This window comes from Glacieibacterium frigidum (assembly GCF_007097155.1).
Lineage (GTDB): Bacteria > Pseudomonadota > Alphaproteobacteria > Sphingomonadales > Sphingomonadaceae > Glacieibacterium > Glacieibacterium frigidum.
Window position 1 is genome coordinate 363000 of the sequence record NZ_VJWA01000002.1, and the last position, 18593, is coordinate 381592.

The following is an 18593-nucleotide window of genomic DNA, read 5'->3' on the forward strand; positions in this document are numbered from 1 at the left end:
CCCCTCCCTGAAGAGGGAGGGGAGCAGAGCATGATCCGCGAGATCAATTTCGACGGCCTGATCGGCCCGACCCACAACTACGCCGGCCTCAGCCTCGGCAACATCGCCAGCGCGTCGAATGCCTGGGGCGTGTCGCAGCCCCGTGCCGCCGCGCTGCAGGGGCTCGCCAAAATGCGCGCCTGCCTCGACCTCGGCCTTGCCCAGGGCCTGTTCGTGCCGCCCGAGCGCCCGGCTCGGGCGTGGCTCGACGCCCTCGGCCTGACCGACCCCGCCGCCGACCCGGTGCTGTTCGCGCAGGCCATGTCAGCGTCGAGCATGTGGACCGCGAACGCCGCGACGGTGACCCCCGCCGCCGACAGCGCCGACGGCCGCACCCACCTCGTCACCGCCAATCTGTCGCGCATGCCGCACCGCAGCCTCGAACACGCGGCGACCGAGGCGCAGCTGCACGTCGCCTTCGCGCACCCCGCCTTCAAGGTCCACGCCGCCGTTCCCGCAGCCTTCGGCGACGAGGGCGCGGCCAATCACATGCGCATGGCGGCCAGCCACGACGCCCCCGGCATCGGCATCTTCGTTTACGGCGAGGCGGGCGGCCCCTTTCCCGCGCGCCAGAACCGCCGCGCCAGCGAGGCCGTCGCGCGGCTGTCGGGGGTGCGCCACGCGATCTTCGCGCAGCAGTCCGAAGCCGCGATCGCCGCCGGTGCCTTCCACAACGACGTCGTTGCGGTCGCCAACGAGACCGTGCTGTTCGCGCACGAACACGCCTTCGCCGATGCGCCCGGGTTGTACGGACAAATTCTCGCGGCCTTGCCCGAGGCGACGATCATCGAGGTGCCCGCGGCAGAGGTCAGCCTCGCCGACGCCATCGCGAGCTATCTGTTCAACTCGCAGTTGGTCACTTTGCCCGGCGGCGGCATGGCGCTGATCCTGCCCGCCGAGGCGCGCGCCGCCCCCAGCGTCGCGCGCTATCTCGACACGTTGGTCGCGGGCAACGGCCCCGTGCGCGCGGTGCATTTCGTCCAGGTTCGCGAGTCGATGCGCAACGGCGGCGGCCCCGCCTGCCTGCGCCTGCGCGTCGTCGCCGACCCCGCGCACGTCGACCCGCGCTTCCTCGTCGACCATGCCAAGCTCGACCGGCTCGCGCGCGTCGTCGAGGCGCACTGGCCCGAGTATATCGCCCCCGCCGACCTGCCCGACCCCGCGCTCTGGGCACAGGCGCGCGCAGCCCGTGCCGCCCTGCTTGTCGAACTCGACCTCACCGATGCGCTTTGACCGGCTGGCCCTCGCGGCGGTCGCGCTCGCGACACTGGCGGCGGCCCCGCGCGCGGACAGCCTCCCGACCGGGCGCCTGACCTACCGCATCACCATCGACGGGCAGCCGCACGGCGAGCAGATCCTGACCGTCCGCCGCGCCGCCCCCGACCGCTACGCGATCACGATGGACGCGCCCGCCATCGGCCAGCGCTGGGACGCGAGCAGCGACGGCGACTTCCGTCCCGTCGCGGCGAAGCTCGAGATGCCGACCCGCGCGGGGCCATACGCCATGGCGCTCGACTACGGCGCGGGGCGCGTCACGGGCACGCACGGCACCACGGCCACCCCAGTTGATGACGCGCTGCCGCCCGGCACGATCGACCAGCGCATCGACTGGGCCTATGTCGCGGCCGCCCGCCTGCCCCGCGGCGGCCGCCTGGCGTTCAGGGTCTACGACCCCGCGACCAAGGTCAGCCGCGCCGAGGCGCACGGGCTCGGCCTCCGCTGGGTCGACGTCGGCGGCAGGCGCACGTCGGTCCGCTCGACCGCCTACCGCATCGTCAAGGCGGGCGGCACCGAGCATTATGTCGTCCACGTCGCCGCCGCCGGACCCGCGATCATGGTGCGTGAGGACATGCCGAACGGCCTGCGCATCGACCTGATCGATTTCACCGCGTCGCCGCGCTAACGTCGCCTCCGAAACGGGGGAGGCACATATGCGCAAACGGACCTGGGCACTCGGGGTGCTCGCGGCGCTGATCGTCGCGGGTGGCGGCTGGTACGCCAGCCTCGACCGCGAGACGCGCGGGCTGCTCGCGGCGCTGCCGACGAACACCGATGTCCTGTCGTGGTCGGTCGACCAGCGTGATGCGGCGTTCCGCGCGATGGACCGGCTGACCTTCCTCGCCGACGCCGGGACGATCGAGCCAGGCCCGACGCCCACCCCGCTGCCCGCGGGCAAGCCGCTCGCCCTGCCCGGCATCGACGCCTATTTTGCGGGGCAGCGCGCCGCCGCGCTGATCGTCATCCAGGACGGCAAGGTGCGATACGAGCGCTACGGCCTCGGCTTCGGCCCCGACGGGCGCTGGACGAGCTTCTCGGTCGCCAAGTCCTTCACCTCGACCCTCGTCGGCGCGGCGCTCGCGGACGGGTCGATCCGCAGCCTCGACGACAAGGTCAGCGCGTACATCCCCGACCTGCGCGGCTCCGCGTACGACGACGTATCGGTCCGCCAGCTGCTGACGATGACCTCCGGCGTGCGCTGGAACGAGGATTACGAGGACCCCAAAGCCGACGTCGCGCTGTTCAACGCAGCCACCCCCGACGAGGGCGTCGACGCGACCGTCAGCTATATGCGCAAGCTGCCGCGCGCCCACTCGCCCGGCACCGTCTGGCACTACAACACCGGCGAGACCAACCTGATCGGGGTGCTCGTCTCGTCGGCGACGAAGCAGTCGCTGTCGGCGTACCTCGAGGCGAAAATCTGGAAGCCCGCCGGGATGGCCGCGAAGGCGACGTGGCTGAAGGGCAAGACGAATCACGAGATCGCGGGCTGCTGCATCCAGGCGGCGACGCGCGACTATGCGCGCTTCGGGCTGTTCGTCCTCGCCGACGGGGTGGCGGCGGGCAAGCGCATCGTGCCCGCCGGCTGGTTCGCCGCCGCGACGACGAAGCAGGTCGACATCGGCGATCCGGGCCGCGGCTATGGCTATCAATGGTGGACCTACGACGACGGCTCGGTCGCGGCGCAGGGCATCTTCGGCCAAGGCATCTTCATCGACCGCAAGCGCCGTCTCGTCATCGCGTCGAACGCCGACTGGACCCGCGCCACCGCCGGACCCGAGGGTGCGGCGCGCGAGGCATTCTATCGGCAGGTCCAGGCGGCGATCGACGCGGGTGCGTAACGATAATTACTCAAGTGTGAATTTTTCCGCCAACCGGTTGTTTCGGGTAAAGATTTCTGTACGGTCTGCTAACGCAACTCAGGGGAGTAAGTAGCATGTCGTTCATCAAAGCCTTTGCCGTCGCCGCCGCACTGCTGGCGTCGGGCGCTGCCAACGCCGCAATCACCGTCTATACCGATCAGGCATCGTTCCTTGCCGCCGTCTCGGCGCCGGGTGTCGACGGCTACGACGGCTTCAACATTTTCGGGACCACCAATTCGCCGATCACGCGGAGCGCCGGCAGCTATGGCTATACCGCCAGTGCTGGAAACGGCTTCTTCGGGGCCGGCACCGTCGGTGACCCTTGGCTCTCGACCACTACCGCGACCGATCCGATCGTTCTCAATGCCTTCACGGGTGGCGTGCGCGGCGTGGGCGGCCTGTTCTTCGGCAGCGATATCGGGGGCAGCTTCCAGGCCGGAGACGTGGTGCTGAACGCCACCGACGCCAGCGGCACGGTCACGCGGACCATCCTGAACGCGACGACGAGCAGCTTCCTCGGCTTCGTCACCGACGGCGCGTTCACGTCGATCAGCATCGCGTCCGTGCAGCCGGGGCCGGGGAGCTTCCTGTGGCCGACGATCGAGAACCTGACGCTGGCCGGCGCCGCGGTCGCCCCTGGCGTGCCCGAGCCCGCGAGCTGGGCGCTGATGATCGGTGGTTTCGGCCTCGTCGGCGCCGCGATGCGTCGCAAGGCGCTCGCCGCCGCCTGAACGGACTTTCCGGTGCCGCCCGCCTGAACGGCGGGCGGCATCCGGACCCTCAGCCCGGGCTCGCCGCCGATCCTGCAAGCAGGCCGCCGTCGAGGTTGAACTCCGACCCCGTGACGTACGCGGCCTCGTCCGACGCGAGATAGGCGACCAGCGCCGCGACCTCATCGACCGTGCCGAAGCGTTTGAGCGGCGTATCCTTGACGAACGCCGCCATCGCCGCCTCGCGGTCCTCCGCACCCGCCAACATCGCATCCCAGATCGGCGTCAGGATTGCCGCCGGATGGACCGAGTTGCACCGCACCCGCAGCCCCTGCTGCGCGCAATAGAGCGCCACCGATTTGCTGTGATTGCGCACCGCCGCCTTCGACGAGGCATAGGCCGCGGCACCCGGAATGCCGACCAGCCCCGACCGCGACGAGATGTTGACGATCGACCCGTCGCCCGTCGCCCGCATCGCGCGGATCGCATGCTTGCAGCCGAGGAACACGCCATCGAGGTTGACCGCATGGACGCGGTGCCATTCGGCGAGCGTCGCATGCTCGGGGTCGTGCGCGGCGGGGCCGTCCTCGAAGCCGGTGATGCCGGCATTGTTGACCAGGATGTCGAGTCGGCCGTCGCGCTCCAGTACCTGCGCGAAGGTGGCGACCCACGCCTCCTCGTCGCGCACGTCGAGCCGCGTGAACCGCGCCGCCGCACCCAGTTCGGCGGCGATCGCCACACCCGCGTCGTCGATATCGGTCAGCCACACGATCGCCCCCTCGGCGGCGAAGCGCCGCGCGACCGCTTCGCCAATCCCGCGCGCGGCGCCGGTGATCAGCGCGACCTTGTCCGTCAATCGATGCATGTCCGTCTCCTGCCGGGCACGCGCATAGCAGCGCACCCGGCCGCGCGCTTGGCAAAGCGTCGTGCTGAAACTAGCAAAGCGCGACACATTCGGGGGTTTCGCGTGGACGCTTGCGCCAGCTCGATGATCGCCGCCGGTCGCGGCGATCGACCGTGACGGCCCTGCAGGACCGCCTCGCGGCCATGCGCGAGCGCGCCAGGCAGCGCGCCTTCGTCGCCGACCGTGCCGACTATGTCCGCAGCGTGCCAGTCCTCGCCACGCTGGAAGCCAATGGCGATGCCTACGACTCGTTCGACTATCGCCGCATCAGGGGTCCGCTGAACGAATGGGCGCACGACCCCGCCCGCTGGCCGATCGTCGTCGAGGCATGCCGCGATCTTCCCGCCGGTCCCGCCGAGCGCGATGCAGCGATCGTCGCCGAAGTCGCCCGGGTGTTCGGCGACGTGCCCGAACTGACGGTCATCCTGCGCCGGGAGTCGCTGGTCCTCGAGGTGCCGGTCCCGGTGTTCGCCAGCCGGCTTGCCGTGCTGATCGCCAGCGCCGGGGCGTCCGAAATCGGCGTCACGGCCCCACCCTTCGACCGCATCATCGAGGTGCACCCCCCGACGATCGCCATCGGCACCTTGCCACCGGCGCGCTAATCCTAGCGGCGCCCTAGGCAATCGATCCTTCACCCCGCCGCAGATTTGCTTGCTTTCATCGCGCGCCCCGAGCGCCCATCTGCTCGCCCATGAACATGCCAACCGGGCGCGTCCTGCTCGTCGGAGCCGGACCGGGTGCCCCCGACCTCCTCACCCTGCGTGCCGCGCGTGCCCTCACGAGCGCCGACGTCGTCGTGCATGACGGGCTGATCGACCCGGCGGTGCTCGACCTCGCGCCGAACGCGCGCCGCGTCGACGTCAGCAAGCGGCGGGCGCGCCACACGCTGCCGCAGGACGAGATCGGCGCGCTGCTGGTGCGCGAGGCGCAGGCCGGCAATATCGTCGTGCGGCTGAAGGGCGGCGACCCGTTCGTCTTCGGGCGGGGCGGCGAGGAAGTCTCGGCATGCGTCGATGCCGGCGTTGCGGTCGAGGTCATCCCCGGGGTGTCGTCGGCACTCGGTGCGGCGGCGCAGGCGCAGATGCCGCTGACGCACCGCGATCACGCCTCGACGCTCAGCTTCGTCGCGGGCACCTGCCAGGGCCTCGCCGAACAGGACTGGACGGGGCTGGCGGGCCACGGCCGCACGCTCGTCATCTACATGGGCGTCGCGACCGCGCAGCTGATCGCCGAGAAGTTGATGGCCGACGGCCTGTCGCCCGATACGCCGTGCGCGATCCTCGAGCGCGGCACCCACGACGATGCGCGCGCGCTGCGCACCCTGCTCGCCGACCTCGGCGACGCGGTGGCGCGCGAGGGCGTGCGCTCGCCGGCGCTCATCGTCGTCGGCGCGGTCGCGGCGCTCGGGACCGCGACCGACGTGCTCAACCGATTGAAGGCTTTCGCATGATCAAGCTGCTGACCGGCAACGAGCTTCTGACCGGCGACGTGCTGTGGTGGACGGGCGCGGGGTGGAGCCTCCACCTGCGCGACGCCGTCGCGGTCGACGACCCTGCGCTGCTCGCGCGCATCGTCGCCGAGGAGCGCGTCAACGATCCGACCTTCATCGACGCCGAGCCCGGCAATCCGCCGGTACCGCGCACGGCACGCGAACGCATCCGCGGGGTCGGCCCCTCCGTCCGCCCCGATCTGGCGAGGATCTGATGTACAAGTACGACCAATACGACCAGGCGCTCGTCGATGCGCGCGTCGACGAGTTCCGCGACCAGGTGGCGCGGCGGCTGGCGGGCGAGATCACCGAGGACCAGTTCAAGCCGCTGCGGCTGATGAACGGCCTGTACCTGCAGCTGCACGCGTACATGCTGCGCGTCGCCATCCCCTATGGCACGCTGTCGTCGCCGCAGCTGCGCATGCTCGCGCACATCTCGCGCAAGTACGACCGCGACTACGCGCATTTCACGACCCGGCAGAACATCCAGTACAACTGGATCAAGCTGGAGCAGGCGCCCGACCTGATGGCCGACTTGGCGTCGGTCGAGATGCACGCCATCCAGACCAGCGGCAACTGCATCCGCAACATCAGCAGCGATCAGTTCGCCGGTGCCGCCGCCGACGAGGTGGCCGACCCGCGCCCCTATGCCGAGCTGCTGCGCCAATGGTCGAGCTTCCATCCCGAATTCAGCTTCCTGCCGCGCAAGTTCAAGATCGCGGTGACCGCCAGCGACACCGACCGTGCGGCGATCCAGCTCCACGACATCGGGCTCCAGCTGGTCCGCAAGGACGGGCAGCTGGGTTTCCGCGTCCTCGTCGGAGGCGGCATGGGCCGCACCCCGATGATCGGGCACTGGGTACGCGAGTTCATCCCCGTGTCGCAGTATCTGACCTATTGCGAGGCGATCCTGCGCGTCTACAACCGCTACGGACGCCGCGACAACATCTACAAGGCGCGGATCAAGATCCTCGTCCACGAGCTCGGCGCCGAGGAATTCACGCGGCAGGTCGAGGCCGAGTTCGCGGCGATGTCGGACCTGGGCCTCGACGCCCCGCAGGCCGAGGTCGACCGCATCGCCGCGCAGTTCGCCGATCCGGAGTACGACGCCGGCGCGCCAGACACGCTCGATCGTTCGGACCCCGACTTCGCCGTCTGGGTCGACCAGAACGTGCATGCCCACAAGCATGCCGGCTATGCGATCGCGACGATCAGCCTGAAGCCGCCGCGCGGCATCCCGGGCGACGCGTCGTCGGCACAGATGGACCTGATCGCCGACCTGGCGGAGCGCTACAGCTTCGGCGAGCTGCGCGTCACGCACAGCCAGAACCTCGTCCTCGCGCATGTCCGCAAGGCCGACCTGTACGCGCTGTGGCAGGCACTGGCCGAGGCGGACCTCGCGACGCCGAACCTCGACCTCGTCACCGACATCATCGCCTGCCCCGGCCTCGATTACTGCACGCTGGCTAACGCGCGCTCGATCCCCGTCGCGCAGAAGATCGCGGCGCGCTTCGAAAGCGACCTTGCCCGCCAGCGCGACATCGGCGAGCTGAAGATCAAGGTGTCGGGCTGCATCAACGCCTGCGGCCACCACCACGCCGGGCACATCGGCATCCTCGGCGTCGACCGGAAGGGCGAGGAGAGCTACCAGCTCAGCCTCGGCGGGTCGGGCGCGGAGGACGCGAGCCTGGCGAAGATCCTCGGCCCCGGCTTCAACAAGGCGGGCGTCGTCGATGCGGTCGAGAAGATCATCGAACGCTACCGCAGCGTCCGCAGCGGACCCGACGAGCGGTTCCTCGACACCTATCGCCGCCTCGGCGACGCGCCTTTCAAGGAAGCGGTCTATGGGTAGCCGTGTCGCGGTGTTTCCCGCCGGCCGGCAGGACCTCTATACCCGCAACCGCTACTCGGCGGCGGTCGCGTCGGGTGGCTTCCTGTTCGTTTCCGGCCAGGTCGGCAGCCGCGAGGACGGCAGCCCCGAACCCGATCCGGAGGCGCAGCTGCGCCTGGCCTTCCAGAACCTCAACGCCGTGCTTGTCGCGGGCGGCTGCAGCTTCGACGACGTGATCGACTTCACCATCTACCTGACCGACCCCGAGAATGATTTTGCATATTGGGGGACGGTCGCGCCGGAGTTCTGGGGCGAACCCCCCTATCCGACGCTGACCGGCATCGGCGTGACGTGGCTCTACGGCTTTCGTTTCGAACTCAAGGTCACGGCCAGAATTCCCGGGGAAACCGCATGAGCGACGTTCAAGACCAGTCCCCCGTCGCCGACGCCGCGCCGGTGCCGTTCGACGATGCACCCGCGCGGCTGCGCTTCCGCGACGACGCGCCCGACGACGGCCCGCTGGTGTCGCTGGCGGACCTGCTGCTCGACAGCAATGCCGCCGCGGTCCGTCTCGACCCCGCCGACGACGCGCGCAAGCTGCTGCCGCACCTCGGCCGCCTGCGGCTGATCGAGGTGACCTTCCCCAAGTATCGCGACGGGCGCGGCTATTCGACCGCGCGCATCGTGCGCGAGGCGGGCTTCACCGGCGAACTGCGCGCCGCCGGCGACGTGCTGCTCGACCAGATCGTCTTCATGCGCCGCGTCGGCTTCGACAGCTTCGCGCCGGTCAAGCCGCTCGACCCGGCGCAGGTCGAGACCGCGCTGAAGCGCTTCCCGTTCGTGTATCAAAAGGCCGCCGATGATCAGCAGCCCGTCTGGGCACTTCGTGGCTAATCCGCAGCGCATCCCCGAAATCATCGACACCGCGCCGGCGTTCACCCCCGTCGACGTCGAGCGCCTGACCGCGAAATATGCCGGCGTCGACACCATGACGATGCTCGCCGACCTGCTGACGGGCGAACTGCGCGGGCGCGTCGCGGCGGTATCGTCGTTCGGCGCCGAGAGCGCGGTGCTCCTCGACCTCGTTGCCGCGGTCGACCGCGACGTGCCGGTGATTTTCGTCAACACGCAGAAGATCTTCGGCGAGACGCTGGCGTATCGCGACGAGCTCGCCGAGCGGCTGGGTTTCACCGACCTGCGCGTCTACCGCCCCGATCCGTACCTGCTGGCGCAGAAGGACAAGACCAGCCTGCGCTGGAGCTATGACCCCGACGGCTGCTGCGACCTGCGCAAGGTCGAGCCGCTGCGCCGTGCGCTGGCGCCGTTCGACGCGTGGATCAGCGGCCGCAAGGGTTTCGGCAGTCGCGCCGGGCTGCCGCGCTTCGAGATCGACGAGGGGCGGCTGAAGATCAACGCGCTCGCCGACTGGTCGAAGGCCGACCTCGACGCGCACTTCGCCGCCGCCGCGCTGCCCCGGCATCCGCTGGAAGCACAGGGCTATCCGTCGGTCGGCTGCGTGCCGTGCACCTCGCAGGTCGCGCCGGGCGAGGACCCGCGTGCGGGCCGCTGGCGCGGCTGGGACAAGACCGAGTGCGGCATCCACGAACCGGTGTTCTGATCAGTCCTCGATCAGGCTCTTGTCGCGCGTGTCGGGGAGCAGCAGCGCCACGGTCAGCGATACCGCCAGCATCGCGGTGACGTACCAGTAGAAGCCGGTCTCGATCCCCTCGTCCTTGAACTTGAGCGCGACATATTCCGCCGTGCCGCCGAACAGCGACACCGACACCGCGTAGGGCAACCCGACGCCCAATGCGCGGACCGAGGCGGGGAACAGCTCGGCCTTCACGACGCCGCTGATCGCGGTGTAGCAGCTAAGCACGGTCAGCGCCGCGAGGATCAGCGCGAAGCCTTCGAGATGGTTTTGCGCGGTCGACAGCGCGGTTAGCACCGGCACCGTGCCGATCACGCCGAGCGCCCCGAAGGCGATCAGCTGAGGCCGCCGTCCGAAGCGATCCGACAGCGCGCCGAACAGCGGCTGGATGAGCATGAACACCAGCAGCGTCCCCGCCGACACCAGGCTCGCCTCGGGCTTGGTCCAACCCGCTGTATTGACCAGGAATTTCTGCATGTACGTGGTGAAGGTGTAGAAGGCGAGGCTGCCGCCCGCCCCCAGCCCGACGACGAGCAGCGCCGACTTGCGATGCTCCCACAACCGGCTCCAGCGTCCGCGCGCGGCCTCGGCCGATGCCTCGAAGGCGCTCGTCTCGGCGATCGAGCGGCGCAGCCACAGCGCGACGATCGCCCCCAGCGCACCGATGAAGAAGGGGATGCGCCAGCCCCACTCGGTCAGGTCGGCCTCGCTCATCGTGCGCTGCAGGATCAGCAGTACACCGAGCGCCAGCAGCTGCCCGGCGATCAGCGTGACGTACTGAAACGATGCGATGAAGCCGCGATTACCGGGGCGCGACATCTCGCTCATGTAGGTCGCGGACGCGCCGTACTCGCCGCCGACCGACAGGCCCTGCCCCAGCCGCGCGATGACGAGGATGATCGGCGCCGCGATCCCGATGCTGGCATAGGGCGGGCACACCGCGACGAGCAGCGAGCCGCCTGCCATCAGCAGCACCGACAGGCTGAGCGCCGCCTTGCGCCCGTGGCGGTCGGCGTACACCCCCAGCCACCAGCCGCCGACGGGCCGCATCAGGAAGCCGACGGCGAATACGGCGGCCGCGCTCAGCAGCTGTGCGGTCGTGTCGCCCTTGGGAAAGAAGGCGCTCGCGAAGTACAGCGAGAACGCCGAATAGACGTAGAAGTCGTACCATTCGACGAGATTGCCGATCGACCCCCCGACCAGCGACTTGACGCGCGATGTCTCGCCCGGCCCCCCGGCCACGTCTTATTGCGCGATCGGCACGCCGCCCGGCGCGGGCGCGGCGGGTGCGGGGGTGGTCGGCAGGACCGGCTTGGTCGCGGCAGGCGCGGCGAGGCTGGTGTCGATCTTGCGGACCTTGTTGGTGCCCGCGGCGAGCACCGCCAGCGTGATGCTCGTCCCGATGAACAGCGCCGCGAGGATCGTCGTCGCGCGCGTCAACAGGTCGGCCGCACCACGCGCCGACATCAGGCCACCCGCCGTCCCGCCGCCGCCGATGCCTAGCCCGCCACCCTCGGACCGCTGCATCAGGATGACCGCGCACAGCGCGATGGCGATCAGCGTGTGGACGACGAGGATGAAGGTGGCCATGCGGACTTTCCGGGATCGATCAGGGCGCGCATGTAGCGGCTGGGCGGCGTGGGTGCAACGTTGAGGTCAGGCGGCCCATGGATCGACGAGCGCGATGTCGATACCCGCGAAGTCGCGTGTGTTGCGCGTCGCGAGCGTGAGTCCGTGGACCAGTGCCGTCGCCGCGATCATCGCGTCGCGGTCAGGGCGCGGATCGGGGACGTGCAGCGCCGCACAGCGACGCGCGACGGCAGTATCCACAGCAAGGACACGTCCTGCAAAGCCGGTCAGGACCCGGCGCTCGAGCCAGTCGCGTAGCAACGCGCCCTGCTGCGCATCGCGCCGCTCGATGCGGCGGACGCCCAGATCGAGTTCCAAGACAGTGATCGCGGAAATGAAAAGCGTCGCTGGATCGAGGCTGGCGCTCCACGCGACGACATTCAGGTCGGCGCGACCAGCAGGAGCCTTGCGAAGTTCCGAGACGACGTTGGTATCGAGCAGCAGCATCAGTCGAAGTTGGCCTCACGCAGGCCGAGGCTCGCGCGCGCCGGTTCGAAGTCGATCGCGCCGGCGACTGGATCTCCGATCAGGTCGACAATCGACTGGGGCGACGCGGTCAGCTTCCGGAACGCTTCAATGCTCAGCAGGACGTGCGAGGGCTCGCCGCGGTCGGTGATGATGACCGGCCCAAGGGCAGCGGCGCGTTTGGCGCGAGCCGTATCCTGATTGAAATCGCGGCTTGATAAAGTCGTCGTCATCTCACCTCCTGATATATATGGCAACGTTGCTACATCACCGGTCGCGAGTTTTCAAGAACGCACGCTACACGGCCCCGGCGATCGCCAGCAGGCTGTCCGCGGTCAGGCTCGCGCCGCCGACCAGGGCGCCGTCGACGTTCGCCACCGCCAGGAGTTCGGCGGCATTCGCCGGCTTGACCGAGCCGCCGTAGAGGATGCGGACCTTTGCCCCCGCGTCGCCGAAGCGCGCGACAAGGGCGGCGCGGATGCCGGCGTGCATGCTGGCGACGTCTTCGACCGTCGGGGTGCGGCCGGTGCCGATGGCCCAGACGGGTTCGTAGGCGATGGTCAGGCGGTCGGCGGTGTCGGGGAGCGAGCCTGCGAGCTGCGCCGCGACCACGGTGTCGGCCTCGCCGGCGTCGCGCTGGGCCTCGGTCTCGCCGACGCAGACGATCGCGTCGAGGCCGGCGGCGATGGCGGCGACCGTGGACTCACGGACCTGCGCGTCGGTCTCGTCATGGTCGGCGCGGCGCTCGCTGTGGCCGACGATGACGAGGGTCGCGCCCGCGTCGCGCAGCATCGCCGCCGAGATGTCGCCGGTGTGGGCGCCGTCGGCGGCGGCGTGGAGCGATTGGGCGCCGATCCGCAAGGCTGACCCGGCGGCGGCGCGGGCGGCGCGTTCGATCAGCGTGAAGGGCGGGCAGATCGCCATTTCGACGCCGTCGGGCACGGCGTCGGCGACGCCTTCGATCTCGGACAGGCTCGCCCCGAGCCCGAACATCTTCCAGTTTCCGACGATCAGCTTGGCCATGGCCCCCGGCTAGCCTACGCCCAAGCCGCCGCCAAGTCTTGCCGCTTGAAGGGGCCACCCCTATGGACCGGGAATGATCTCGTTCATTCGCAAATACGTCACCTCGTGGCCGGTGCTGGCACTGCTCGGCCTCGTGCTCGTCGCCTTCGTCGTCACCGGGATCGGCGACCCGTTCGCGGGCGGCGGCACCGGCGGCAGCCTGGCGCGGGTCGGCAAGACCGACATCGCGGAGAGCAGCTTCCTGAAGCAGTACGACCGCGTCGTCACCCAGGCACGCGCGCAGAACCCCGGCCTGACCGCGCAGGAGGCGGCGCGCCAAGGTGCGGTCGAGCAGGTGCTCGACCAGATGACGGGCAGCGCGGCGCTCGACGAGTTCGCGGCGAAGCACGGCATCACGGTCAGCGAGCGGCTGGTCGACGGCGCGATAGCGTCGATCGACGCCTTCCGCGTCGCAGGCAAGTTCGACCAGGCGACCTACATGCGTCTGCTGCAGGCGCGCGGCCTGACCGACAAGGAACTGCGTGAAGGGCTGCGCAGCGACATGATCCGAAAGGCGCTGCTGGTGCCCGTCGCGGCGGGCGCGCAGGTGCCGCGCGAGGTCGCGTTGCCCTACACACGCCTGCTGCTCGACGTGCACGAGGGCGAGGCCGGCATCATTCCGCCGCCGCTCGTCGCAGCGCCGTCGGACGCGCAGGTCAGCGCCTATCTGACCGCCAACCGCGCCCGCTTCATGGCGCCCGAAAGGCGGGGCTTCCGCTTCGCGCTGATCGACCGCGCGACGCTGGCTGCCGCGGTGCCCGTCACCGACGCCGAGGTCGCCGCTTATTATGCCGCGAACCGCGCAACCTACGGCGGCGTCGAGCAGCGCCGCCTGTCGCAGGTCGTGCTGCCCGATGCCGCGAAGGCGCAGGCGTTCGTCGCCGCGCTCGGCAAGGGCGAGAGCTTCGCCGCCGCCGCGCAGCGCCTCGCGGGTGCAGCGCCCGAGGATGTCGCGCTCGGCCTGCTGACCCAAACGAAATACGCCGCCGCGTCGAACGCCGCGCTCGCTACCCAGGTCTTCGCGGCCACGAGCGGCGCGGTCGTCGGGCCGGTCAAGACCGATTTCGGCTTCAACGTCGTCAGGGTCGACGCGGTCGTCGCGCCGGCGGGCAAGTCGCTGGCCGCACTGACCCCCGAGATCACCGCCAAGCTGCGCGCCGACAAGGCCGAGGCCAAGCTCGCCGACATGGTCGCGAGCATCGAGGACGGCTTCGGCAGCGGCGACAGCTTCGCCGATGCGGTCAAGGCAAACGCGCTGACTGCCGTCACCGTCGCCCCCGTCGCCAAGGACGGTGCGGGCGCGCCGTCCGAGGCGCTGCCGGTCATCGCCAAGGCCTTCGACGCCGACCCCGCCGACGGTGCGAGCGTCCAGGACCTCGGCAACGGGCGCTTCGCGGTGCTCGAGCTGGGCCAGGTCATCTCGCCCGCGCCGCTGCCGCTCGCCACCGCGCGGCCCGCCGTCGTCGCGGCGCTGACCGCCGAGCTGCGCGCCCGGGCCGCGAAGGCGACCGCCGACGCGATCACGGCCGACGTCGCCAAGGGCGTCAAGTTCGCCGACGCGCTCGCCAAGCGCGGGCTCGCCAGGCCGCAGCCGGTCAAGGGCCGCCGCATCGACGTCGGCAATCAGCAGCAGGTGCCGCCGATCATCGCGGCGTTCCTGACCATGACCCCGGGCCAGGTGCGCAGCATCCCCGGCCCGGCGGGCTCGCTCGCGCTGATCCACGTCGACCGCATCGTGCCGGGCGACATCGCGCAGGCACCGCCGCTGGTCACCGCGACGCGCCAGCAGCTCGCGCAGCTCGCTCCCGACGAGATCGCCAGCGCCTTCGGCCGCGCGGTCGAGCGCGAGATCGGCATCAAGGTCAATCCGGGCGTGGTCGCCGCCGCCAAGCGCCGCATCCTCGGCGACCCCGCGACGCCGTGATCCTACCCGGCGTCGCGGACTTCGCGCGCACCTACGACGCGGGGCGGCCGCAGCTCGTCTGGCTGCGCATCGTCGCCGATACCGAGACGCCGGTGGGCGCGATGCTCAAGCTGGCGCGGCCGGGCGAAGGCGCCTTCCTGCTCGAATCGGTCGAGGGCGGCGCGGTGCGCGGGCGCTATTCGCTGCTCGGCCTCGATCCCGACCTGGTGTGGCGCGCGACCGGTGACCGGGCGGAGGTCAACCGCCGCTGGCAGACTGACCGCGCCGCCTTCGAGCCCTGCGAAGGCGGCACGCTGGCCGAACTGCGCGCGCTGGTCGCGGCGTGCCGGATGGACGTGCCGCCCGAACTGCCGCCGGCACTGTCGGTGCTCGTCGGCTATATGGGGTACGAGACCGCGCGCCTGACCGAGCCACGCGTTGCGGCGGCGGGGCACGACCCCCTCGGCCTGCCCGACCTGTTGTTCGTGCGGCCCGCGCTGCTGCTGGTCTTCGACCGGCTGAAGGACGAGCTGTTCCTCGTCGCGCCGGTGTTTCCGGGCGAGGCGTCCGCAGCCGAGGCCCACGCGCGCGCCGTCGAGCGGATCGAGACCGCCGCCGCGCGCCTCGCGCAGCCCGTGCCCCCTGCCTCACACGCCCACGCCGACCTGCCGGCGGGCGACCGCCAGGCGGTGCTGCCGCCCGGCCGCTATGCCGAGATGGTCGCCGCGGCGCAGGCCTATATCGCGGCGGGCGACATCTTCCAGGTCGTGCTGGCGCAGCGCTTCACCGTCGACTTCCCGCTGCCGCCGCTCGACCTGTACCGCGCGCTGCGCCGCATCAACCCGTCGCCCTTCCTGTACTTCCTCGACCTGCCGGGCTTCGCGCTGACCGGCTCCAGCCCCGAGATCCTGGTTCGCGTCCGCGACGGCGACGTGACCATCCGCCCGATCGCCGGGACGCGCCGCCGCGGCCGCGACGCGGTCGAGGATGCGGCGCTGAAGGACGAGCTGCTCGCCGACCCCAAGGAGCTCGCCGAGCATCTGATGCTCCTCGACCTCGGCCGCCACGACACGGGGCGCGTCGCGGCGCCGGGCAGCGTCACCGTCACCGACCGCTTCGGCGTCGAATTCTACAGCCATGTCATGCACATCGTCTCAAACGTCCGCGGCCGGCTGAAGGACGGCTGCGACAGCATCGACGCGCTGCTCAGCGGCTTTCCGGCGGGCACGGTCAGCGGCGCGCCCAAGGTCCGCGCGATGGAGATCATCGCCGAACTCGAAACCGAGAAGCGCGGCGCCTACGCGGGCGGGGTCGGCTATTTCAGCCCCGACGGGTCGATGGACAGCTGCATCGTGCTGCGCACCGCGGTGGTCAAGGACGGGGTCATGCACGTTCAGGCGGGCGCCGGCATCGTCGCCGATAGCATCGCTGAGAGCGAGCAGGCCGAATGCGAGGCCAAGGCGGGCGCACTGATCGCCGCGGCGCGCGAAGCGCTCAGCCGGGCGGGCGAGCCGGGGTTCGGGCAGTAGTCGCGCAGATCGACCGCAGCGCCACCCAGTCGGCGTCGCTCATCGCTGGCTGCACCGCGCCCTGTTTCGCCACGGCCGCAGCGACCAGCTTGGCGCGTTCGTCCGCCCCGGGGTGGGTCGCGGCATAGTCGCCGATGCGTTCCGCCAGGCGCTCGGCGACGTCGCTGCGCGGCTTGCGGTCCTCGTCGCGCATCCGCTCGAAGAACGCGGCGAGACCCGCCGGCGAGACGCCCGCACCCTGCAGCAGCCTGACCGCGCCTGCGTCGGCGGCGCGTTCGGCGCGGCGCGTCGAGCTGAGCACCACCGCGAGGTCGGCGTATCCCGCAACGTCGCCGCCCATCGATTGCAGTAGCAGCGAGACGCCGAACTGGCGCAGCAGCGCCTTGGTCGGGTGGCGCAGCTGGACGTGGGTCAGTTCGTGCGCGAGGACGCCCGCGACCTCGTCGGGGTCGCGCGCCTTGTCGATCAGGCCGCGGAAGATGACGATCCGCCCGCCGGGTGCCGCGAGCGCGTTGACCGCACCGGTATTGAGCACGCTGACCTGCAGCGGCTCGACGAAGCCGCCCGCCGGGCGCAGCCGCGCGGTCAGCCGGTCCAGCGCCGCGGCGCCGGCGGCGTTGTTGCACATCCGGCCGCCGAGCGATGCGACGAGCGTATCGCCGATCGGCTGGGTAACGCGCTGCGGCACCAGCGGCGCCATGCGCTCGAGCAGCGCGTCGCCGAACAGCCACAGCCCTGCCGCGACCGCGACCGCCGTGACGCCCGCGCCGATGTAGATCGAGCGGGTCCGCCCAGTCAGCGTGCCGACGTCGGGCAGCGTCCGCAGCCAGTCGCGCGGCACATCCTCGCCCAGCACCAGCCGCCAGTCGGGCCGGTCGACGCGGTGCAGCACGACGCGTGCCCCCGCACGGTCGCCGCGGCGCAGCAGCGCGAGCGGGATCTGCTCCCCCGCGCCGTCGCTGCCGCGCCACTCGACGCCGTCACCGAGCGTCGCCTCGACCGCGTGCGCCCGCGCGCTGAGCCCGTCGTAGAGCGTCGCGCGCATCGATCGCGTCAGAACGACGACGCGTCGAAGGCGTCGGCGAGACCGTCGCCCTGCATCGGCCCCGCGAGGCTGGTCTGCATCAGCAGGTCGACGTCGAGCGTCCCGACCGTCGACAAATGGCTCGCGTAGAAGCCCCAGACGCGGAACGGCAGCACGATATAGCCGAGCCCCAGCGTCAGCACGACGATCGCGATATTGCCGAGGAAGAACTTCAGGAAATCGCCAGTCGTCGCGTCGAAGTGCAGCCCCAGCGTCGCGATCCGCGTCTTGCCGAACAGCTCGCGCACCAGCGCGGCGTGGTACGACAGCAGCAGCAGGCTGATCAGGATCGCCGCACCGATGAGCAGGCCGTAGAGCTTCAGGATGAAGCCGAACGCGGCGGTCGGGTCGGTCGGCGGCGGTGCGCCCGGCACGAACATGCCGAGTTCACTCCGGAACGACATGAACATGAAGACGAAGGTCAGGATGTAGATGACCAGCGCCCCGAGCCACGCGAACAGGAACTTGCCGTAGATCGGCCGCCACTCCGCATCGGCAACGACCGCCGCCGAGCCGAACGACGCGTCGTTCATCTGGGCGTTCCACAGCCGCGTCGAGACATAGGGTGAGGCAAACCCCAGGGTGACGATCTGCAGCAGCAGCATGCCGAGGTACAACAGGCCGTAGCGCCACCCGCCGTGCGCCATGCCGCCGCGGATGCCGCGCCACGCGGTGCGGCTGAACATGTAGCGCTGGGCGCGGTACAGCCCGACGCCAAGGAGATATAGCAGCCCGAAATACAGCACGGTATAAAGCAGGATGACGGTGCCGATGTCGCCGCGCGCGATCGCCGCGCCGGCGAACAGCGAAAAGCCGACCAGGGGCACGATCAGCACCGCGAAGACGATCAGCGCGCCGATGAACTTCTCGATGCCGCGCCCGCGATATTCGAGCGGCTCACCCATGAAGCTGGTGCGCTCCCACAGGAAGCGCCGCACCCGCGTCTTCGCCCAGAAGCGGTAGATGCCGAGCGTGACGATGGTCAGCAGCAGATTGACGATCGCCAGGGGAATGAAATCCCCGATCCGCCCTGCCCAGCCGATCGGCTCCGGCGTCGCCGCCGCGGTCGTGTCCATTCGAATGCCCCCGTTATGCCCGCGCCCATCGTGGCAGAAAAGCGCATTGCCGCAAGCGTTTTGCGCCCCCCGCGGACTGGC

21 protein-coding genes are annotated in these 18593 nt (G+C 70.4%); 13 read left to right on the forward strand and 8 right to left on the reverse strand.

From position 1 onward, the window contains the following. Window positions 1-30: 30 nt before the first annotated feature. The 4 genes from FMM06_RS11270 (at window position 31) to FMM06_RS17220 (ending at window position 3910) form a co-directional block, all read left to right on the forward strand. Window positions 31-1272 (forward strand): N-succinylarginine dihydrolase, encoded by a 1242-nt coding sequence (locus FMM06_RS11270; protein WP_144237495.1) that lies wholly within the window; start codon window positions 31-33, stop codon window positions 1270-1272. Continuing rightward, window positions 1262-1942 carry a hypothetical protein gene (locus FMM06_RS11275; protein ID WP_144237496.1) on the forward strand — a complete coding sequence of 227 codons (681 nt, stop codon included), beginning with the start codon at window positions 1262-1264 and terminating at the stop codon, window positions 1940-1942. The genes FMM06_RS11270 and FMM06_RS11275 overlap by 11 nt, the downstream gene beginning before the upstream one ends. A 28-nt stretch (window positions 1943-1970) precedes the next feature. After that, window positions 1971-3158, forward strand: a complete 1188-nt coding sequence (locus FMM06_RS11280; RefSeq protein ID WP_144237497.1) for a serine hydrolase domain-containing protein — start codon at window positions 1971-1973, stop codon at window positions 3156-3158. 95 nt (window positions 3159-3253) lie between these two features. Next, a complete protein-coding gene (locus FMM06_RS17220; RefSeq protein WP_235889285.1) occupies window positions 3254-3910 on the forward strand; it encodes a PEPxxWA-CTERM sorting domain-containing protein in 657 nt (218 codons plus the stop codon). 49 nt (window positions 3911-3959) lie between these two features. Here FMM06_RS17220 and FMM06_RS11290 read toward each other — a convergent pair whose 3' ends face one another. Continuing rightward, window positions 3960-4754 (reverse strand): glucose 1-dehydrogenase, encoded by a 795-nt coding sequence (locus FMM06_RS11290; RefSeq protein WP_144237498.1) that lies wholly within the window; start codon window positions 4752-4754, stop codon window positions 3960-3962. A 152-nt stretch (window positions 4755-4906) separates the two neighbouring features. On the opposite strand from FMM06_RS11290, the gene FMM06_RS11295 reads away from it, so the two are divergent. The 7 genes from FMM06_RS11295 to FMM06_RS11325 all read left to right on the forward strand — a co-directional run bounded on the left by FMM06_RS11295 (window position 4907) and on the right by FMM06_RS11325 (window position 9731). Then, a complete protein-coding gene (locus tag FMM06_RS11295; protein WP_144237499.1) occupies window positions 4907-5395 on the forward strand; it encodes a hypothetical protein in 489 nt (162 codons plus the stop codon). Between the two features lie 89 nt (window positions 5396-5484). Then, window positions 5485-6243 carry a uroporphyrinogen-III C-methyltransferase gene (gene cobA / locus FMM06_RS11300; RefSeq protein WP_144237500.1) on the forward strand — a complete coding sequence of 253 codons (759 nt, stop codon included), beginning with the start codon at window positions 5485-5487 and terminating at the stop codon, window positions 6241-6243. Beyond that, on the forward strand, window positions 6240-6497 hold the full coding sequence (locus FMM06_RS11305) for a DUF2849 domain-containing protein (RefSeq protein ID WP_407925197.1): 258 nt from the start codon (window positions 6240-6242) through the stop codon (window positions 6495-6497). The genes cobA and FMM06_RS11305 overlap by 4 nt, the downstream gene beginning before the upstream one ends. Then, window positions 6497-8134 carry a nitrite/sulfite reductase gene (locus FMM06_RS11310; protein WP_144237501.1) on the forward strand — a complete coding sequence of 546 codons (1638 nt, stop codon included), beginning with the start codon at window positions 6497-6499 and terminating at the stop codon, window positions 8132-8134. Before FMM06_RS11305 ends, FMM06_RS11310 begins: the two co-directional genes overlap by 1 nt. After that, window positions 8127-8528: a RidA family protein gene (locus FMM06_RS11315; RefSeq protein WP_144237502.1), complete on the forward strand. Its 402-nt coding sequence runs from the start codon at window positions 8127-8129 to the stop codon at window positions 8526-8528. The genes FMM06_RS11310 and FMM06_RS11315 overlap by 8 nt, the downstream gene beginning before the upstream one ends. Then, window positions 8525-9007 (forward strand): DUF934 domain-containing protein, encoded by a 483-nt coding sequence (locus FMM06_RS11320; RefSeq protein WP_144237503.1) that lies wholly within the window; start codon window positions 8525-8527, stop codon window positions 9005-9007. The genes FMM06_RS11315 and FMM06_RS11320 overlap by 4 nt, the downstream gene beginning before the upstream one ends. Beyond that, a complete protein-coding gene (locus FMM06_RS11325; protein ID WP_144335452.1) occupies window positions 9000-9731 on the forward strand; it encodes a phosphoadenylyl-sulfate reductase in 732 nt (243 codons plus the stop codon). The genes FMM06_RS11320 and FMM06_RS11325 overlap by 8 nt, the downstream gene beginning before the upstream one ends. On the opposite strand, the gene FMM06_RS11330 is transcribed toward FMM06_RS11325, so the two are convergent. The 5 genes from FMM06_RS11330 to tpiA all read right to left on the reverse strand — a co-directional run bounded on the left by FMM06_RS11330 (window position 9732) and on the right by tpiA (window position 12881). Continuing rightward, window positions 9732-11006, reverse strand: coding sequence for an MFS transporter (locus tag FMM06_RS11330; RefSeq protein WP_144237504.1), 1275 nt, complete (start codon window positions 11004-11006; stop codon window positions 9732-9734). Between the two features lie 3 nt (window positions 11007-11009). Beyond that, a complete protein-coding gene (gene secG, locus FMM06_RS11335) occupies window positions 11010-11354 on the reverse strand; it encodes a preprotein translocase subunit SecG (RefSeq protein ID WP_144237505.1) in 345 nt (114 codons plus the stop codon). Between the two features lie 66 nt (window positions 11355-11420). Next, complete coding sequence (locus FMM06_RS11340) at window positions 11421-11840, reverse strand: type II toxin-antitoxin system VapC family toxin (RefSeq protein ID WP_185965162.1); 420 nt, start codon at window positions 11838-11840, stop codon at window positions 11421-11423. After that, on the reverse strand, window positions 11840-12091 hold the full coding sequence (locus FMM06_RS11345; RefSeq protein ID WP_144237507.1) for a type II toxin-antitoxin system prevent-host-death family antitoxin: 252 nt from the start codon (window positions 12089-12091) through the stop codon (window positions 11840-11842). The genes FMM06_RS11340 and FMM06_RS11345 overlap by 1 nt, the downstream gene beginning before the upstream one ends. A gap of 64 nt (window positions 12092-12155) precedes the next feature. Continuing rightward, on the reverse strand, window positions 12156-12881 hold the full coding sequence (gene tpiA / locus FMM06_RS11350; RefSeq protein ID WP_144237508.1) for a triose-phosphate isomerase: 726 nt from the start codon (window positions 12879-12881) through the stop codon (window positions 12156-12158). A gap of 73 nt (window positions 12882-12954) precedes the next feature. Between tpiA and FMM06_RS11355 the strand changes: the two genes are divergently transcribed. Both FMM06_RS11355 and trpE read left to right on the forward strand, forming a co-directional pair. After that, window positions 12955-14844, forward strand: coding sequence for a peptidylprolyl isomerase (locus FMM06_RS11355; protein WP_144237509.1), 1890 nt, complete (start codon window positions 12955-12957; stop codon window positions 14842-14844). Next, a complete protein-coding gene (gene trpE / locus FMM06_RS11360; RefSeq protein WP_235889286.1) occupies window positions 14841-16352 on the forward strand; it encodes an anthranilate synthase component I in 1512 nt (503 codons plus the stop codon). The genes FMM06_RS11355 and trpE overlap by 4 nt, the downstream gene beginning before the upstream one ends. On the opposite strand, the gene FMM06_RS11365 is transcribed toward trpE, so the two are convergent. Further along, window positions 16318-17397, reverse strand: coding sequence for a M48 family metallopeptidase (locus FMM06_RS11365; protein ID WP_144237510.1), 1080 nt, complete (start codon window positions 17395-17397; stop codon window positions 16318-16320). The two genes, trpE and FMM06_RS11365, sit on opposite strands and share 35 nt — an antisense overlap. A gap of 8 nt (window positions 17398-17405) precedes the next feature. Next, on the reverse strand, window positions 17406-18512 hold the full coding sequence (locus FMM06_RS11370) for a YjgN family protein (protein WP_144237511.1): 1107 nt from the start codon (window positions 18510-18512) through the stop codon (window positions 17406-17408). Window positions 18513-18593 lie beyond the last annotated feature (81 nt).

What these genes read in the sequence shown, in the direction of transcription:
- FMM06_RS11270 (WP_144237495.1), top strand. Translation starts at nt 31, where the DNA reads ATGATCCGCGAGATCAATTTCGACGGCCTGATCGGCCCGACCCACAAC.
- FMM06_RS11275 (WP_144237496.1), top strand. Translation starts at nt 1,262, where the DNA reads ATGCGCTTTGACCGGCTGGCCCTCGCGGCGGTCGCGCTCGCGACACTG.
- FMM06_RS11280 (WP_144237497.1), top strand. Translation starts at nt 1,971, where the DNA reads ATGCGCAAACGGACCTGGGCACTCGGGGTGCTCGCGGCGCTGATCGTC.
- FMM06_RS17220 (WP_235889285.1), top strand. Translation starts at nt 3,254, where the DNA reads ATGTCGTTCATCAAAGCCTTTGCCGTCGCCGCCGCACTGCTGGCGTCG.
- FMM06_RS11290 (WP_144237498.1), bottom strand. Translation starts at nt 4,754, where the DNA reads ATGCATCGATTGACGGACAAGGTCGCGCTGATCACCGGCGCCGCGCGC.
- cobA (WP_144237500.1), top strand. Translation starts at nt 5,485, where the DNA reads ATGAACATGCCAACCGGGCGCGTCCTGCTCGTCGGAGCCGGACCGGGT.
- FMM06_RS11305 (WP_407925197.1), top strand. Translation starts at nt 6,240, where the DNA reads ATGATCAAGCTGCTGACCGGCAACGAGCTTCTGACCGGCGACGTGCTG.
- FMM06_RS11310 (WP_144237501.1), top strand. Translation starts at nt 6,497, where the DNA reads ATGTACAAGTACGACCAATACGACCAGGCGCTCGTCGATGCGCGCGTC.
- FMM06_RS11315 (WP_144237502.1), top strand. Translation starts at nt 8,127, where the DNA reads ATGGGTAGCCGTGTCGCGGTGTTTCCCGCCGGCCGGCAGGACCTCTAT.
- FMM06_RS11320 (WP_144237503.1), top strand. Translation starts at nt 8,525, where the DNA reads ATGAGCGACGTTCAAGACCAGTCCCCCGTCGCCGACGCCGCGCCGGTG.
- secG (WP_144237505.1), bottom strand. Translation starts at nt 11,354, where the DNA reads ATGGCCACCTTCATCCTCGTCGTCCACACGCTGATCGCCATCGCGCTG.
- FMM06_RS11340 (WP_185965162.1), bottom strand. Translation starts at nt 11,840, where the DNA reads ATGCTGCTGCTCGATACCAACGTCGTCTCGGAACTTCGCAAGGCTCCT.
- FMM06_RS11345 (WP_144237507.1), bottom strand. Translation starts at nt 12,091, where the DNA reads ATGACGACGACTTTATCAAGCCGCGATTTCAATCAGGATACGGCTCGC.
- tpiA (WP_144237508.1), bottom strand. Translation starts at nt 12,881, where the DNA reads ATGGCCAAGCTGATCGTCGGAAACTGGAAGATGTTCGGGCTCGGGGCG.
- FMM06_RS11355 (WP_144237509.1), top strand. Translation starts at nt 12,955, where the DNA reads ATGATCTCGTTCATTCGCAAATACGTCACCTCGTGGCCGGTGCTGGCA.
- FMM06_RS11365 (WP_144237510.1), bottom strand. Translation starts at nt 17,397, where the DNA reads ATGCGCGCGACGCTCTACGACGGGCTCAGCGCGCGGGCGCACGCGGTC.
- FMM06_RS11370 (WP_144237511.1), bottom strand. Translation starts at nt 18,512, where the DNA reads ATGGACACGACCGCGGCGGCGACGCCGGAGCCGATCGGCTGGGCAGGG.